The organism is Cryobacterium sp. N22 (genome assembly GCF_002929555.1).
GTDB lineage: Bacteria > Actinomycetota > Actinomycetes > Actinomycetales > Microbacteriaceae > Cryobacterium.
The window spans coordinates 52,111-65,847 of record NZ_PJJP01000036.1 but is presented as its reverse complement, the minus strand read 5'-3'; the positions used below and the strand labels follow the sequence as shown (position 1 = coordinate 65,847).

The 13,737-nt window shown below is 68.8% G+C and carries 15 protein-coding genes; 2 read left to right on the top strand and 13 right to left on the bottom strand.

The window, feature by feature from the left end; translation table 11 throughout:
- Nucleotides 1–4 precede the first annotated feature (4 nt).
- A complete protein-coding gene (csrA, locus tag CXY76_RS11745; RefSeq protein ID WP_104164670.1) occupies nt 5–277 on the top strand; it encodes a carbon storage regulator CsrA in 273 nt (90 codons plus the stop codon).
- 107 nt (nt 278–384) lie between these two features.
- On the opposite strand, the gene CXY76_RS11740 is transcribed toward csrA, so the two are convergent.
- The 5 genes from CXY76_RS11740 to CXY76_RS11720 form a co-directional block, all read right to left on the bottom strand.
- On the bottom strand, nt 385–1,461 hold the full coding sequence (locus CXY76_RS11740) for a glycosidase (RefSeq protein WP_104164668.1): 1,077 nt from the start codon (nt 1,459–1,461) through the stop codon (nt 385–387).
- A 2-nt stretch (nt 1,462–1,463) separates the two neighbouring features.
- Nucleotides 1,464–2,411 carry a carbohydrate ABC transporter permease gene (locus CXY76_RS11735; RefSeq protein WP_199190282.1) on the bottom strand — a complete coding sequence of 316 codons (948 nt, stop codon included), beginning with the start codon at nt 2,409–2,411 and terminating at the stop codon, nt 1,464–1,466.
- The gene (locus CXY76_RS11730) at nt 2,408–3,379 is read right to left on the bottom strand and encodes a carbohydrate ABC transporter permease (protein ID WP_104164666.1); all 972 of its coding nucleotides are present in this window, start codon (nt 3,377–3,379) and stop codon (nt 2,408–2,410) included. The genes CXY76_RS11735 and CXY76_RS11730 overlap by 4 nt, the downstream gene beginning before the upstream one ends.
- Nucleotides 3,380–3,384: 5 nt before the next feature.
- A complete protein-coding gene (locus tag CXY76_RS11725; protein WP_104164988.1) occupies nt 3,385–4,707 on the bottom strand; it encodes an extracellular solute-binding protein in 1,323 nt (440 codons plus the stop codon).
- Nucleotides 4,708–4,786: 79 nt separating this feature from the next.
- A complete protein-coding gene (locus tag CXY76_RS11720; protein ID WP_233199744.1) occupies nt 4,787–5,836 on the bottom strand; it encodes a LacI family DNA-binding transcriptional regulator in 1,050 nt (349 codons plus the stop codon).
- 203 nt (nt 5,837–6,039) lie between these two features.
- Here CXY76_RS11720 and CXY76_RS11715 point away from each other — a divergent pair, with 203 nt between their 5' ends.
- The gene (locus tag CXY76_RS11715) at nt 6,040–7,521 is read left to right on the top strand and encodes a lipase maturation factor family protein (protein WP_104164662.1); all 1,482 of its coding nucleotides are present in this window, start codon (nt 6,040–6,042) and stop codon (nt 7,519–7,521) included.
- Nucleotides 7,522–7,548: 27 nt separating this feature from the next.
- Here the strand turns inward: CXY76_RS11715 and CXY76_RS11710 are convergent, their stop codons facing one another.
- Genes CXY76_RS11710 through idi form a run of 8 tightly spaced genes read right to left on the bottom strand, consistent with a single transcriptional unit; the run spans nt 7,549 to nt 13,674 of the window.
- Nucleotides 7,549–7,917 (bottom strand): RNA-binding S4 domain-containing protein, encoded by a 369-nt coding sequence (locus CXY76_RS11710; protein WP_104164660.1) that lies wholly within the window; start codon nt 7,915–7,917, stop codon nt 7,549–7,551.
- 31 nt (nt 7,918–7,948) lie between these two features.
- On the bottom strand, nt 7,949–8,863 hold the full coding sequence (locus CXY76_RS11705) for a prenyltransferase (RefSeq protein WP_104164658.1): 915 nt from the start codon (nt 8,861–8,863) through the stop codon (nt 7,949–7,951).
- Entirely contained in the window at nt 8,860–9,210 is a 351-nt protein-coding gene (locus CXY76_RS11700) for a lycopene cyclase domain-containing protein (protein WP_104164986.1), read from the bottom strand. Before CXY76_RS11700 ends, CXY76_RS11705 begins: the two co-directional genes overlap by 4 nt.
- Entirely contained in the window at nt 9,207–9,533 is a 327-nt protein-coding gene (locus CXY76_RS11695) for a lycopene cyclase domain-containing protein (protein ID WP_369826133.1), read from the bottom strand. Before CXY76_RS11695 ends, CXY76_RS11700 begins: the two co-directional genes overlap by 4 nt.
- Nucleotides 9,533–11,152, bottom strand: a complete 1,620-nt coding sequence (gene crtI / locus CXY76_RS11690; RefSeq protein WP_104164982.1) for a phytoene desaturase family protein — start codon at nt 11,150–11,152, stop codon at nt 9,533–9,535. Before crtI ends, CXY76_RS11695 begins: the two co-directional genes overlap by 1 nt.
- Nucleotides 11,149–12,057, bottom strand: coding sequence for a squalene/phytoene synthase family protein (locus CXY76_RS11685; RefSeq protein ID WP_104164656.1), 909 nt, complete (start codon nt 12,055–12,057; stop codon nt 11,149–11,151). The genes crtI and CXY76_RS11685 overlap by 4 nt, the downstream gene beginning before the upstream one ends.
- Nucleotides 12,054–13,100 carry a polyprenyl synthetase family protein gene (locus CXY76_RS11680; RefSeq protein WP_104164653.1) on the bottom strand — a complete coding sequence of 349 codons (1,047 nt, stop codon included), beginning with the start codon at nt 13,098–13,100 and terminating at the stop codon, nt 12,054–12,056. The genes CXY76_RS11685 and CXY76_RS11680 overlap by 4 nt, the downstream gene beginning before the upstream one ends.
- The gene (gene idi, locus CXY76_RS11675) at nt 13,093–13,674 is read right to left on the bottom strand and encodes an isopentenyl-diphosphate Delta-isomerase (RefSeq protein ID WP_104164651.1); all 582 of its coding nucleotides are present in this window, start codon (nt 13,672–13,674) and stop codon (nt 13,093–13,095) included. Before idi ends, CXY76_RS11680 begins: the two co-directional genes overlap by 8 nt.
- Nucleotides 13,675–13,737 lie beyond the last annotated feature (63 nt).

The window sequence follows — 13,737 nt, the reverse complement described above, 5'->3', positions numbered from 1 at the left end:
ACGGATGCTGGTTCTCACGCGCAAACAGGGGGAAAAGATCCTCATCGGTGACGACATCGTCATCACCGTGCTCGACGTACGCGGCGACAGCATCCGCCTGGGCGTCGACGCCCCGCGGGGCATCTCGATCCAGCGTGCCGAGATCCTCACGGCCGTCACCGAGGCCAACCTCGAGGCCAATCTCGCCGCGGACCGGGACGACCAGGTCGCGGCCGACCAGCTCAAGTCGAGCCTGGGCCTGCTCCCCGCCGCGCCGCCGCCGGCCGCCCAGCCCTAGCCGCCCAGCCCCAGCCGCACCGCCGCTAACTGTTCCCGAAACGGACACGTGCGCCCGGCGTACCGGGCGCACGTGTCCGAACGGGCAACAGTTGCCGCCCGCTGGGTCTACTCGGCGGCGCGGCGGTCCAGCCTGGCCACTCCGATCTTCGAGTCGGCCATGCCGTAGAAGACGTAGAACTGCCCCTCGATCTCCTCGATCGCGGTGGGGAACACCACATTGGGCACGATGCCGCTGGTCTCGTCGGCGGTCTCGGCCTTCAGCAACGGTTCGCTCGTGCGGCTGAGCACGATGGTGGGGTCGTCGGCGTCCAGGATCATGCCGCCGGCGGCGTAGTTCACCTTCTGCTGCTGGTCGAACGCCTTCGCGAGGATGCCCGTGACGCCGTGGTGCAGCAGCAGCCAGCCCTCCGGCACCCGCAGCGGTGCCGGGCCGCCGCCGATCTTGAGCTCTTCGAAGGGGAACTCGGGTCCGGCCAGAAACCGGTGCCCGCGCCAGAGGGTCAGCGCCGAGACATCCGCCACCGCGTCGGCGACGGGCACATAGCTGATCCAGATGCTCTGCCGCTGGTCGGTCACGCCGGCCGGCACCCGGATGCCCTCACCGGGCTTGGTCTCGTCCAGGTCCCACATCGGCCGGTGCAGCACCGCGAAGCTCTCCACGCCGTCCGGCGCGGTGACGGGTTCGGGGAAGAAGACGGTGTCCTTGTTGTGGAACAGGTTGAGGTCCATGTCCAGGGCCTCGTCATAGGCGAACAAGGCCGGGCCGAGGCGCCGCCAGTCGCGCAGGTCCTCCGACACGGCGATTGCCGTGCGCGGGCCGAGCGGCCCGTAGGCGACGTAGGTCATCACGTGCAGGCCGAGCCGCGGAACGAAGGTGACCCGGGGGTCTTCGACGCCGGCGTTGTTGGCCCCGCGCTCCCATCCGCGATCGGGTGCGAGAACCACGCCCTCACGTTCGACGCCGGTGGGTACGCCGTTCTCGATGATCACCCTCGCCAGTCCCACCCTGGAGACGTTGCCGCTGGCAACGAGCCGGGGGAGCAGGTACAGGGTGCCGTCCGGCGTGTGCCCGCTGCCGGGGTTGAGCACGCCCTCAGCCTCGAGTTCGTTGCCGGCTTCCGGCGTCATGATGACGCCCATCCTGGTGAGGGTGTACGGAAATGCTGTGGTGGTGGAGCTCATGACTAACCTTTCACGCCGGAGCCGATATCGCTCGAGACGAAATGCCGTTGGAAGATGATGAAGAGGATGACCATGGGGGCGGCCAGCACACAGGCGCCGGCGAGAACCGCCCCGATCGGGTTCGCGGCGGTGCCCGCGACATTGGTGAGGTAGTTCGCCAGCGAGACCGCGAGCGGTTGCAGCGAGGTTTCCTTGGTGATCAGGAACGGCCAGAGGAACTCATTCCACGGGCCGATGAAGGTGAGCAGCACCACCGTCAGCAGGGCCGGCCGCACGAGCGGCAACGCGATGCTCCACAGGATCTTCAGCTCGCCGGCGCCGTCGATGCGGGCGGCGTCGAAGAGGGCCCGGGGTACCTGCAGGAAGTACTGCCGGAAGACCAGTACCGCCGTCGAGTTGATCGCGAACGGGAGGATCATGCCCGCGTAGGTGTCGGCCAGGCCGTAGTCCCTGGCGATCATCACGTAGAGCGGAATCATCAGCAGCTGGAAGGGAATCACCTGCACGAGCAGCATCAGCCCGAAGGTGACGCCGCGTCCGCGCCACTCCAGCTGCGCCAGGGCGTAGCCGACCAACACGCCGAACACGACGGTGCACAGGATGACGCCGCCGGCGAAGATCCCGGAGTTGACCAGTCCCTGGAACAGGTTGATGCGGCTGTTGATGTCGACGTAGTTCTGGCCGGTGATGTTCGCCGGATTGGGGAACGCCCCGGCGATGGTCGGGTCCGGCGTCGTCTGGAGGGAGCCGATCACCATGTAGTAGAACGGGAACAGGAACAGCAGCGCACCGATGGAGAGAACCACGTACCGCAGGATGTTCTGCCCCCGGCTCAAGCCGTCGACCTTGCGGACGCGGGGCCGAGCGGCGCCGGCACGCGCCTTTTTCGCCGCAGCGGGGTCCGTTTTTGCGAGGTCCGCGGCGACCGCCGGGTTCTGTGCGTTGCTCATGATTCGTCCCCTCCGGCCAGCTTGCGTTGGGCGAATGCCAGGATGAGCACGCCGATCACGAGGATGACCCCGATCGCGGCGGCAATGCCCGGCTCGCCTTGTTCGATACCGCGCTGGTACATGATCAGCACGGGTGACGAGGATGCCCCGTTCGGGCCGCCGCCGCCGGTGAGCAGGTACGGCTCGGTGAAGAGGTTCGCGCCGGTGACCGTGGCCAGCAACAGGACCAGCACGGTCGCCGGCCGCACGCCCGGCACGGTGATCGAGAAGAACATGCGGATCTTGCCCGCACCATCCGTCGCCGCGGCCTCATACAGTTCGTCGGAGACGTTCTGCAGGGCGGCCAGGTAGAGCAGGATGAAGAAACCCATCTGCTTCCAGGTGACGAAGATGGCGATCGTGGGCATCGCCAGTAGCGGGTTGATCAGCCAGGTCGGATCGGGCGCCAGCGGACCGAGGATCTGGTTGACCAGGCCATTGCTGTTGAACAGGAACAGCCAGACGACGACGACGGCGACGCTGGCCGTCACGTACGGCACGTAGAAGGACACCCGCAGGAAGGTGCGGGCACGCACGATCTTGTTCAGCGCTGTGGCGAGCACCAGTGACAGCACCACGGTGAGGGGCACGTTGATCAGCAGGAAAATACCCACGTTGCCGAACGAGCGGACGACGGCGGGGTCGGTCAACACTTCTTGGAAATTGGCCAGCCCGACGAAAGGTCGGTCCACTACGGCGCCGGGTGCGGCGAAGAAGTAGTCGTGGAACGACATGTAGAAGGCGAAGACCAGCGGGTAGGCGAAGACCAGGAGCACGAAGATCAGGTACGGGGCGCTGAGCAGCAGCCCGAGGGGGTTCCTGCCCAGCAGCTGGCGCCGGCGGCCCCGGCGGGGGCCCCCGCCGCCAGGCTTTGCGGGCCTGGCGGCGGGGCTCGGGGTGACGCTCCCGGAGGAGACGGTCGAGGACATCAGCCTTACGGCTCCGCGATCAGTTCGTTGACCTTGTCGGCCGCGGCGTCGAACGCGTCGGCGACGTCGCCCTCACCGCTGATGACCGTCTTCGTCCAGGCATCCCGGAAGGCCTGCCAGGCGGCGACAGAGTTCGGCACCTGGGGCACCTCGATCGTGCGCGACGCCTGGTCACCGAACTGCTCGTAGGCCGGGTTCGCCGCGAAGTAGTCCGGGTAGACCTCGGGGAGGTCCTGGCGCAGGGGCATCTGGCCGGTCAGCTCGAGCAGCTGGCCGTCCTGCTCCTCGCTGGTGGCGAACTTGAGCACATCCCAGGCCGTGGCCTGGTTCTTGCACGCCGTGAACATGCCGACGTTCTTCGCGTCGCTGAAGGTGTACGCGTCTTCAGGGGCGACGCCGGAGCTGGTGGGGAAGGGAACAGCTCCCCAGTTCACCACATCCTTGTAGACGGACACCGCCCACGGTCCCGCGCTGGCCATGGCGGCCACGCCGTCCGCGAACGAGTCACCGGTGTACTTCTCCTTGCCGGCGAGGTTCTCGGCGTACACGGTCTTCCAGAACTCGCCGACCGCGACACCCTCGTCCGAGTTGAAGGTGGCTTCGCCATCTTCGACGAACAGGGTGCCTCCGGTTTCGTTCCCGTACGCCGGGTAGAAGTCGAACCAGCTCTGGAAGAACTCGCTCGTTGCCGCCGGGTTGATGGCATACTGCGACACGCCGGCCGAGACCAGGGTGCGCGAGGTGGCCAGGAACTCATCGTAGGTGGCCAGGGCGGGGTTCTCCGGGTCCAGGCCGGCCGCGGCGAAGAGGTCCTTGTTGTAGAACAACATCACCGGGTTGGACTTCCACGGCATCTGGTAGAACTTGCCGTCCTCGCTCTGGTACTGCGTGCTCAGGTCGCCGGTGCGCTCCTCGATGTAGGAGTCGCCGTCCTTGAAGCTGCTGAGGTCGACCAGGCCGCCCTGCTTGACGAACTGCGGCACCGCAACCGGTGCGGTGTTGAAGATCAGGCAGGGCGCATTGCCCGCGGTGATCGCGGCGCCGATGACCTCTTCGCTGCTCTTCCCGGCCGGGATCTCCTGCGCCTTGACCTGCTCGTCGGGGTTCTCGGCGTTCCAGGCGTCGACCATCGCCTTGCCCCACTTGACCTCGTTCTCGTTGTTCGAATACCAGATGGTGATATCGCCGCGTTCCGTGGCCGAACCGGAGTCGCCTCCGCTGGAACAGGCGCCCAGGGCGACGATCATGGCCGCGGAGGTGGCGGCGGCGGCCAGGAGTCGCCTGGTCGCTCGCGCACTGCGGTGCGGTGTTGTGGTGCTGCTGTGCATGTCCTTCTCCATTCATGAATCCGCAGCGGCTCTGCTGCGGCATGGTGTGCAGTTATACGACTCAGTGCGGCAATAGGTCTCAGTGCGGCGCCGGGATGGACGCCGAGCCCCGGACGATCAGCCGGGCAGCGGGAAGGTCGACGTCCTCGGCGCTTCCGGTGCGGATGAGTCCGAGGAGGGTGGTGGCTGCCGCGCGGCCCCAGACCAGGGGAGTGGCGCCGACGGTGGTGAGCGCCGGGTACAGATACCGGGCGAATTCGATGTCGTCGAACCCGGTGATCGACACGTCCTCCGGAACCCTGACGCCGAGCTCATGGGCAACCCCGATGCCGGCAATGGCCATGGGGTCGCTGGCGAAAACGATGGCGGTGGGCGGCCCGGGCTGGCTGAGCAGCCGGCGTGCGGCGTCGGCGCCGGCGGCGATGGAGAAGTCGGTCTCCACGACCTGGCCGTCGCCGAGGCCCGCCGCGCGCATGGCGCCGGTGAAGGCCTCCTGTCGCCGGCTGCCGTGCAGCATGGCGGGGCTGCCGGCGACGTGGGCGATGCGCCGGTGCCCGAGACCGGCCAGATGGCGCACCGATTCGGCGATCCCGTGGGTGTCGTCGATCGACACGGCCGGGAAGGGGCTGGGCTGGTCGGGCCGGCCGAGGGTGACCGTGGGTAGCCCGAGCTCGGCCAGGTAGGTGATGCGCGCATCGTCGATGCGCAGGTCGCTGAGGAAGACCCCGTCGACGCGGCCGTCCGTGACGAGGGTGCGGTAGGTCTGCAGTTCGGTCTCCGCGTCAGGTACAACACTGAGCACCAGGGCGAGACCTTCCGGGGCGAGAACCGTCTCGACACCCGCGATGAACGAGGTGAAGAACGGGTCGGAGCCGAGCACCTCCGGGTCACGGGCGATGACCAGGCCGAGCGCGAAGGACCGCTTCGACGACAGCGACCTGGCACGCAACGACGGTGTCCAGCCGAGCGCTGACGCAATCTTGAGGATCCGGGCCCGCGTTTCCACCGCTACGCCTGGCCGGTCGTTGAGCGCGAACGAGACCAATCCCTTGCTGACGCCGGCCTCCCTGGCCACGTCGGCAATGGTCACCTTGGCGGAATTCTTGACCGAATCCTGGGTGGACTGCACGGGGCCTCCTCGTTGATGGCGACCAGTTCGCATCCGCGGATGCCTGAACCGGTTTAGGGCCAAACCTAGACCGGTTTAGTCGGCGAAGTCAAGCACATCTCAGTTTCGGCCGCACCCGGGCGCCCGTCCCTCGGCCGGGGGACAGCGCGCTCTGCCCCGCGCGTCTTGTGTCGCGGCCGGGGGAGCCTAGGGTGAACTGCACCATGGACTGGTTCGGAACCGGGGACTACGACATCGCTCGCGAGGTGTTGCAACGGGGAATCGCCGCCATCTTCCTGGTCGCGTTCGCTTCGGCGTTGGCCCAGTTCCCGGCCCTTCTGGGCGAGAACGGGCTGCTGCCGGTGCGCGATTTTGTCGCGCGGGTGCCGTTCCGTCGCACGCCGAGCCTGTTCCACTGGCGCTACTCCGACCGGCTGCTGCGCCTGGTCGCCTGGTCGGGGATCGCTCTGGCCGCATCCGTGGTGCTGGGCCTGCCGCAGCTCGGCCCGGCCTGGTTGGGAATGATCGTCTTCCTGCTGCTCTTCGCCGGCTACCTGTCGATAGTGAACGTAGGGCAGACCTTCTACGGGTTCGGGTGGGAGAGTCTCCTGGTCGAAGCGGGCTTCGTCGTCGCGTTCCTGGGCTCGACCGCCGTGGCCACGCCGGTGCCCATCCTGTTCTTCCTGCGCTGGCTGGTGTTCCGGCTGGAGTTCGGTGCGGGCATGATCAAACTGCGCGGCGGGCGGGAGTGGCGTGACCTCACGGCGTTGTTCTACCACCACGAGACCCAGCCGATGCCCAACCCGGTGAGCTGGTTCGTGCACCACCTGCCCCGGTGGTTCCACCGCGGCGAGGTGCTCGCCAACCACGCCGTGCAGCTCATCGCCCCGTTCCTTCTTTTCGCTCCGCAGCCGGTGGCCTCGATTGCGGCCGGCGTCATCGTGCTCAGTCAGCTGTGGCTGGTGCTCACCGGCAACTTCGCCTGGCTGAACTGGATCACCATCGTGCTGGCCGCCGCGGCGGTCGACGACGCCGCTTTCCGGTGGCTCGGTGGAATTGTGGTGCCGGCCCTGCGCGCGCCCGAGGCATCCGCACCGCCAGCCGCTGCGGGGGAGCAGCCGCTCTGGTTCGTGGTTGTGGTACTTGCCGTGACCGTCGGCCTGCTGGTGCTCAGCTACTGGCCGGCCCGCAACCTGCTGCGCCGCCGGCAGCTCATGAACGCGAGCTTCAACCCGTTCCACCTGGTGAACGCCTACGGTGCGTTCGGCACCGTCACGAAGGAGCGTTTCGAGGTGGTCGTCGAGGGCAGCGATTCCGCGGATCCGCGCGATCCCACGGCCTGGCGGGTCTATGAGTTCCGCGGCAAGCCCGGTGACGTGGCCCGGATGCCCGGGCAGTTCGCGCCGTACCACCTGCGGCTGGACTGGCTGATGTGGTTTCTGGCCCTCGGGTCACGGGAGTCCAGGTGGTTCGAGGTGTTCCTGGCCCGGTTGTTGCAGGGCGACCGAGCCACCCTGCGGATGCTCGCGCACAATCCGTTCGCCAACCAGCCGCCGCGCTATGTGCGAGCCCGGGTGTTCCTCTACAGGTTCAGCACGCCGGCCGAACGCCGGGCCGGGCACGTCTGGTGGGTGCGCACCGAGGTGGGCACCCTGGTGCCGCCCGTGCGGCTGCCGGGCGAAACCGAACCCGGCGCCACAGAGTGACCCGGCCCGCCAGGAACGGCCGGCCGGTCAGTGCCCGCGTAGCTCCTCGATCTCGCGGCGCTCACGCTTGGTGGGCCGGCCGGCGCCACGGTCGCGCATCGGCACCAGGGCCATCTCCTCGCGGGGCGGCGGGGGCGGTGTGTTGTCCACGAAGCACTCGGCGGCCACGCTCGGCCCCACCCGCTTCACAATGATGCGCGACACCACGAGCACCCTGTCGAAGCCGTTGGCCCGGATGCGCACCTCGTCGCCGGCCTTGATGGACTGGGCGGACTTGGCCCGTTCCCCGTTCACCCGCACGTGCCCGGCCCGGCAGGCCGCCGTGGCCTGCGAGCGGGTCTTGTACATCCGCACCGCCCAGGCCCAGCTGTCCACCCGTGCGCTTAGCAACTCCATGCCTTGACTCTACGCGGGCCAGGGCGCGTGGTCAGCGCAGAGCCACCCAGAGGATGAGCAGCATGGTCACCAGGAACCCGGTGACGAAGTTCAGCCGCAGGAATCGCTTCCAGCCGTTGTTGGCCCGCTCGGAATCGTCGTCGCTGATTGACCGGTACGGCCAGGCGGCGAGGATGTACGGGATCACCAGGAGCGCGGCGAGCGGCCCCGGCCAGTCGGTGACCAGCATCAGCAGACCGGCCAGCAGCCAGAAGCCGATTGCCAGTCGCACGGTCTGGGCGGCGCCGAACGCCGTCGCGATCGAGCTGATGCCGCCCTGCCGGTCGGGTTCGACATCCTGCACGGCACCGAAGGCGTGGCTGGCGATGCCCCAGAAGAAGAACGCCGCCAGCACCGCCACGAGGTCCGGCGTGACCAGGGCGCCCGCCACGGCGAGGCCGTAAACGGCCGGGCTCACGAAGTGGATGCTCGAGGTCACCGAGTCCAGCACCGGCCGTTCCTTGAAACGCAGCCCGGGGGCCGAGTATGCGACCACGGCGAAGAGGCTGATCATGAGCACCACCCACGACCAGGGGTCCGCGCCGGCGAGAACGAGCATCAGCAGCAGCACGGGCACCGCCGTCGCGACGCCGGAGATCAGCACGGTGCGGTGCAGGCCGGGGTCGAGCATGGCGCCCTCGACGCCACCCTTTCGCGGGTTGCGCAGGTCGGATTCGTAGTCGAAGACGTCGTTGATGCCGTACATGAGCAGGTTGTAGGGAATCAGGAAGAACAGGGTGCCCACCACCAGCAGCGCGTCGACCCGGCCCGTTGTGACGACGTAGGCGGCGGCGAACGGGAAGGCCGTGTTGATCCAGCTCAGGGGGCGGGACGAGAGCAGCACCTGCCGAACCGTGTGGCCGAGTCCGGTTGCCGCGGGGCCTGTGGGGTGAATCGACTCGGTCATTCGTCCTGCTCCGATCGTGGGGTGTTCCGGCGGCGTGCGGGCGGCCGGGTGTCGCCGCCGAGGAGCGACCAGACGGCCGGCAGCAGCAGGGCCGCGGCCACCGGATAGCCGAAGTCTTCCACGGGCGCGATCCCCACGAACACTCCGGAGATCAGGGCCGGATCGTACGCGACGAGTCCCACCCCGATCATGATGTTATCGAAGACCGCGGTCAGTAGCAGTACGGCGGCCAGGGCGAGCGCGGATGCGGCGTAGAGCCGTCTCGACGCCGGCCGCCGCCACAGGGCCACGGCGGCCACCAGCACCGCGAGGCCGAGAAAGATCGTGTTCAGCGCCAGGTAGCTCACGCGGTGCGCCTCCACTCGAGCAGCATCCGGGCGCCCTGCAGGGCATTCATGAACAGGTAGCAGAGGAAGGTCAGGAAGAGCACCTCTTCGACCGGCAGCTCGGGGGCGACCTGCAGCCCCGTCATGAAGGCGGTCTCACCGCGGTAGAAGATGCCCGTGGCGATGCCGATCAGGTCCCAGGCCAGGAAGAACAGCACCCCCACCGTGAGCACGACGGCCGCGGCGCGCGGGGCACGCCAGAAGAACAGGCCGAACCGGCGGTCGAGCACGACCATCCCGGTCAGCGACACCAGCAGGGCCAGCAGGTACGCGAACCCCAGCATCAGCGCAGGACGGCGCGACTCGGCTCGGGCAGCGGGCCGGTACTCACGTCCCCGCGAATCCGCTTGAGCAGAATCTCCGCGCTGATCAGGCACATCGGCAGACCGATCCCGGGAATCGTGGTGCCGCCGGCGTAGTAGAGCCCGTCGATGTGCGCGGACACATTGGCGCCGCGGAAAAAGGCGCTCTGCCTGAGCGTGTGCGCCGGGCCCAGCGCCCCGCCCTTCCAGGAGTTGAGGTCGTCGGCGAAATCAGCCGGTCCGATGGTGCGCCGCACCAGGATCCGCTCGGCGAGGTCGGGGATGCCGGCCCACTCGGCGAGTTGGCCGATCGCGGCATCGGCGATGCCCTCGACAGCGGCCGAGCCGGCTCCGTCGATGCCACCGTGCCCGATGCCGGTGTCGGCGGGAACCGGGATGAGCAGGAACAGGTTGCTGGCGCCGTCCGGGGCCACGCCGGGGTCGGTGGCGCTGGGCAGGCAGGCGTAGAACGACGCCGGGTTGGGCACCGAGGTCTCCCTGCCGAAGATGCGGTCGAAGTTGTCGGCCCAGTCCTCGGTGAAGAACAGGGTGTGGTGGGCGAGCGCGGGCAGCTCCCCGCTCACGCCGAGCAGCACCAAGACGGCACCGGGCCCCGAGGTGCGCTTTGTCCACCAGCGCTCCGGGTAGGTCTGTTTGGCGGGTTCGACCAGCTCGGTTTCGGTGTGGTGCAGGTCGGCGGCGGAGACGACGATGTCGGCATCCAGCCGCACGGTCTCGCCGGCCGCGTTCGTGTAGGTGACACCTTCGACGGCGGCCTGCGCGCGCCGGCCGGCGGGGGTGGGCCCGCTTCGGATGGCCTGCACGGTGGCGCCGGTTTCGATGGTGACGCCCTCCGCACGGGCCAGGTCCGCAATGCTCTGGATGAGCCGGGTGAAGCCGCCCTGCGGGTAGAGCACACCGTCGGCCAGGTCGAGGTGGCTCATCAGGTGGTACATCGACGGGGTGCGGTCGGGGGAGGAACCCAGGAACACGGCCGGGTAACCGAGGATCTGGCGGATCCGCGGGTCGCGGAAGTAGCCGGCCACGAACCTGTCCAGCGGCTGCAGCAGCAGACGAGTGAGCCGGCCCATCCTGGCGAGCACGTCTGGCACCAGCAGGGGCGTGAACGAGGCGAAGCTCGTGTAGAGGAACCTGTCCACGGCCATGTCGTACGTTTCCTTGGCACTGGCCAGGTACGTCTCCAACCGGGCGCCGGCGCCGGGTTCGAGGCTCTCGAACAGGCGGATGTTGTCGGCCCGCTCCGCGCGCACGTCGACGGGCTCGGCATCGGACTCGAAGAACACCCTGTAGCCGGGGTCGAGCCGGGTCAGCTCGAGCTGTTCGGCCGCGCTCGTGCCCATCAGCCGGTAGAAGTGCTCGAAGACCTCCGGCATCAGGTACCAGGACGGCCCGGTTTCGAAGCGGAAGCCGTCGGCCTCCCAGAAGCCGGCCCGGCCGCCGAGGGTGTCGTGGGCCTCCAGCAGGGTGACCTGGTGGCCCTCCCTGGCCAGGAGCGCCGCGCTGGCCAGGCCCGCGATGCCGCCGCCGATCACGACGGTGCGGGTCGGGGCGGTGCGGCTGCCGTCCTCAGCGCCGCTCACCGACGCCACGCCTGCGGACCGAGCGAGGACGAGAGGGCGATCATCAGTTTCTCCGGATCCGGCACCCGCACGCGGGTGCTCATCAAAGCCTGGGCGGGGGTCTCCCGCAGTTTCGCAGACAACCGGGCGAATAGCCGGTGGGCGGCGGTGACGGCGCGGCGGCTGCCGGGCGGCAACAGGGGCAGCACCCGTGCGGCGGCCTCGAGATCGGCATCCATATCGTCGAGCAACAGGTGCTTCTGCGGGTCGGTGAGCCGGGTCAGGTCGACGCCCGGGAAGTAGTTGCGCCCCAGCGCATCCCGGTCGGCGGCCAGGTCGCGCAGAAAATTCACCTTCTGGAACGCGGCGCCGAGGCTGCGCGCGCCGTGTTCGAGAACGGCCAGCTCGTCGGGCGACCGGGGGGAGTCGCGCAGGAAGCTGCGCAGGCACATCAGCCCGACGACCTCCGCTGATCCGTAGATGTATTCGGCGACGCTCGCCTCGGTGAACGGGGCCGGGTCGAGGTCCCGGCGCATTGAGGCGAAGAACGGGCGGGTGAGGGTGGGGTCGATGCCCACCCGGCGCGCGGTGACGGCGAAGGCGTGCACCACGAGGTTGGTGCTGAAGCCGCGCGCCATCGCGTGTTCGGTTTCGTGCTCGAGGTCGTCGAGCAGCTGCCGCTGTCCGGCCAGGTCGATGCCGGCGCCGCTGGCGGCGCCGTCGACGATCTCGTCGGCGATGCGGACGAGCGCGTAGATGCTGCGCACCTCGTCCCGCAGCCCGGGCGCGAGCAGGCGGGCGGCCAGGCCGAAGGAGGTGGAGTATTGGGCGATCACGGTCGTGGCGCTGGCCAGCGCGGCCGCGTTGTAACTGTCCAGGCCCGTGGTCGCCGCCCCGACCAGGGGACCGGCCGTGTCGCGGCTCATTTCTGCCGCGTCACGGCGCTGAGGGCGAGCTGGGTGAGGGTGGCGCGCAGGTCGTCCGGCATCTGCGGGCCCTGCAGGGCCTGAACCGCGCGGCCGGCGTACTCGCGGGCGAGCGCGTCGGCGGTGTCCGGGGCGCCGCAGTCGCGCAGGTGCCCGCGCACGAGTTGGGCCTCGGCCTCGGTGAGGTCGCTCTTGCCCAGGAACGGGGCGATCAGGGGCCACCGGTCGGTGGCGCCGGCGTGCGCGATCAGCGCGGTCTGCTTGCCCTCGCGCAGGTCGGCGAGAACGCTCTTGCCGGTGCTGGCGGGGTCGCCGAACACGCCCAGCAGGTCGTCGGTGAGCTGGAAGGCGACACCGATCAGGCGGCCGAACCGGCCGAGCGCATCGATGGCCTCCTCCGGCGCGCCGGCCAGGACCGCGCCGGCCTGGAGGGGAGCCTCGAACGAGTAGATCGCCGTTTTGTGCTCGAGCGTCGCGACGACCTGATCGATCGTGAGGGGATCCCGGCTGACGGTGTTGGTCACATCCGCCAGTTCGCCGGCCGCGGAGACGAACACGGCCCGGTCGAGCAGGTCCAGCAGCCGGCCGCGCAACCCGGCGGGCACCGGCAGCAGGGCGAGCGCGCGGTGCGCCTCGCTCAGGGCCAGGTCTCCGGCGAGGATGGCGGCCGTCGCGGCCCACGCCTCGGCCTGCCCGGTTGCTGCGCCGTGGGCGATGGCACGTTCGGTGAACCGGCCGGCGATGTTGGCCATCCCGCGGCGGGACAGGTCGCGGTCGATCACGTCGTCGTGGATGAGGAACGCGGTGTGCAGCAGTTCAAAGCTCACCGCGACGGGCGTCGACAGGGTGCGGTCGGTGCCGCCGAAGCCGTCGTAGGCGGCCAGGACCAGGGCGGGACGTACTCTCTTGCCGCCGCGGCTGGCCTGGTCCAGGGCGTCCCAGAGAGCGACGTAGTGGTCGCCGTAGTCGCTGGCGCGCAGCCGGGCCGCGGCGAAGAACCTGTGCAGTTCGGTTTCGACGCCGAGCGTCGCGATCTCATGCACGGAAGGTCTCCAGTTCGCTCATCTGCAGCACCATCCAGGGACTGAAGGCGAACGGACTGGCCAGCACGGAGCGGCGGAGGCTCTCGGGCTGGGTCCAGGTGAATTCCATCACCTCGTCGGGGTTGGGCACCGGATCCCCGGATGCCCGGGCCAGGTAGACCGGGCATACCTCGTTCTCGACGATGCCGCTGCTGTCGGTGGCGCGGTAGCGAAACAGGGGCAGGGCCAGGTCGATCTGGTGGATGTCGAGACCGAGTTCGAAGTCCGCGCGTCGGTGCACAGCGTCGGTGAGAGTCTCGGCCGGGGCCGGGTGGCCGCAGAAGGAGTTGGTCCAGACGCCGGGCCAGGTCTTCTTGGTCAGCGCCCGCCGGGTGACCAGCACCTCGCCGCGATCGTTGAAGACGTAGCAGGAGAACGCCAGGTGCAGGGAGGTGTCGGCGCCGTGCACGCTGCTCTTGTTGGCGGTGCCGATCTCGCGCCCGTCCTCGTCGAGCAGAACGACCAGGTCGTCGGCAGGGGCGGCGTGCCGAGGTCCGATGGTGTCGAATTCGATCGTGTGTTCTGCTGTGTGCATCACGGGACTTCCTCTCGTGCAGCCAAGATACCCGAAAAAGTACCTAACCGAGTTAGCGATATT

Bases quoted from the DNA above. Each gene is read 5' to 3' on its own strand.
- CXY76_RS11725 (WP_104164988.1), bottom strand. From the start codon at position 4,707: ATGCACAGCAGCACCACAACACCGCACCGCAGTGCGCGAGCGACCAGG.
- CXY76_RS11685 (WP_104164656.1), bottom strand. From the start codon at position 12,057: ATGAGCCGCGACACGGCCGGTCCCCTGGTCGGGGCGGCGACCACGGGC.
- CXY76_RS11730 (WP_104164666.1), bottom strand. From the start codon at position 3,379: ATGTCCTCGACCGTCTCCTCCGGGAGCGTCACCCCGAGCCCCGCCGCC.
- CXY76_RS11740 (WP_104164668.1), bottom strand. From the start codon at position 1,461: ATGAGCTCCACCACCACAGCATTTCCGTACACCCTCACCAGGATGGGC.
- CXY76_RS11695 (WP_369826133.1), bottom strand. From the start codon at position 9,533: ATGCTGGGGTTCGCGTACCTGCTGGCCCTGCTGGTGTCGCTGACCGGG.
- CXY76_RS11715 (WP_104164662.1), top strand. From the start codon at position 6,040: ATGGACTGGTTCGGAACCGGGGACTACGACATCGCTCGCGAGGTGTTG.
- CXY76_RS11735 (WP_199190282.1), bottom strand. From the start codon at position 2,411: ATGAGCAACGCACAGAACCCGGCGGTCGCCGCGGACCTCGCAAAAACG.
- csrA (WP_104164670.1), top strand. From the start codon at position 5: ATGCTGGTTCTCACGCGCAAACAGGGGGAAAAGATCCTCATCGGTGAC.
- CXY76_RS11705 (WP_104164658.1), bottom strand. From the start codon at position 8,863: ATGACCGAGTCGATTCACCCCACAGGCCCCGCGGCAACCGGACTCGGC.
- CXY76_RS11710 (WP_104164660.1), bottom strand. From the start codon at position 7,917: ATGGAGTTGCTAAGCGCACGGGTGGACAGCTGGGCCTGGGCGGTGCGG.
- idi (WP_104164651.1), bottom strand. From the start codon at position 13,674: ATGCACACAGCAGAACACACGATCGAATTCGACACCATCGGACCTCGG.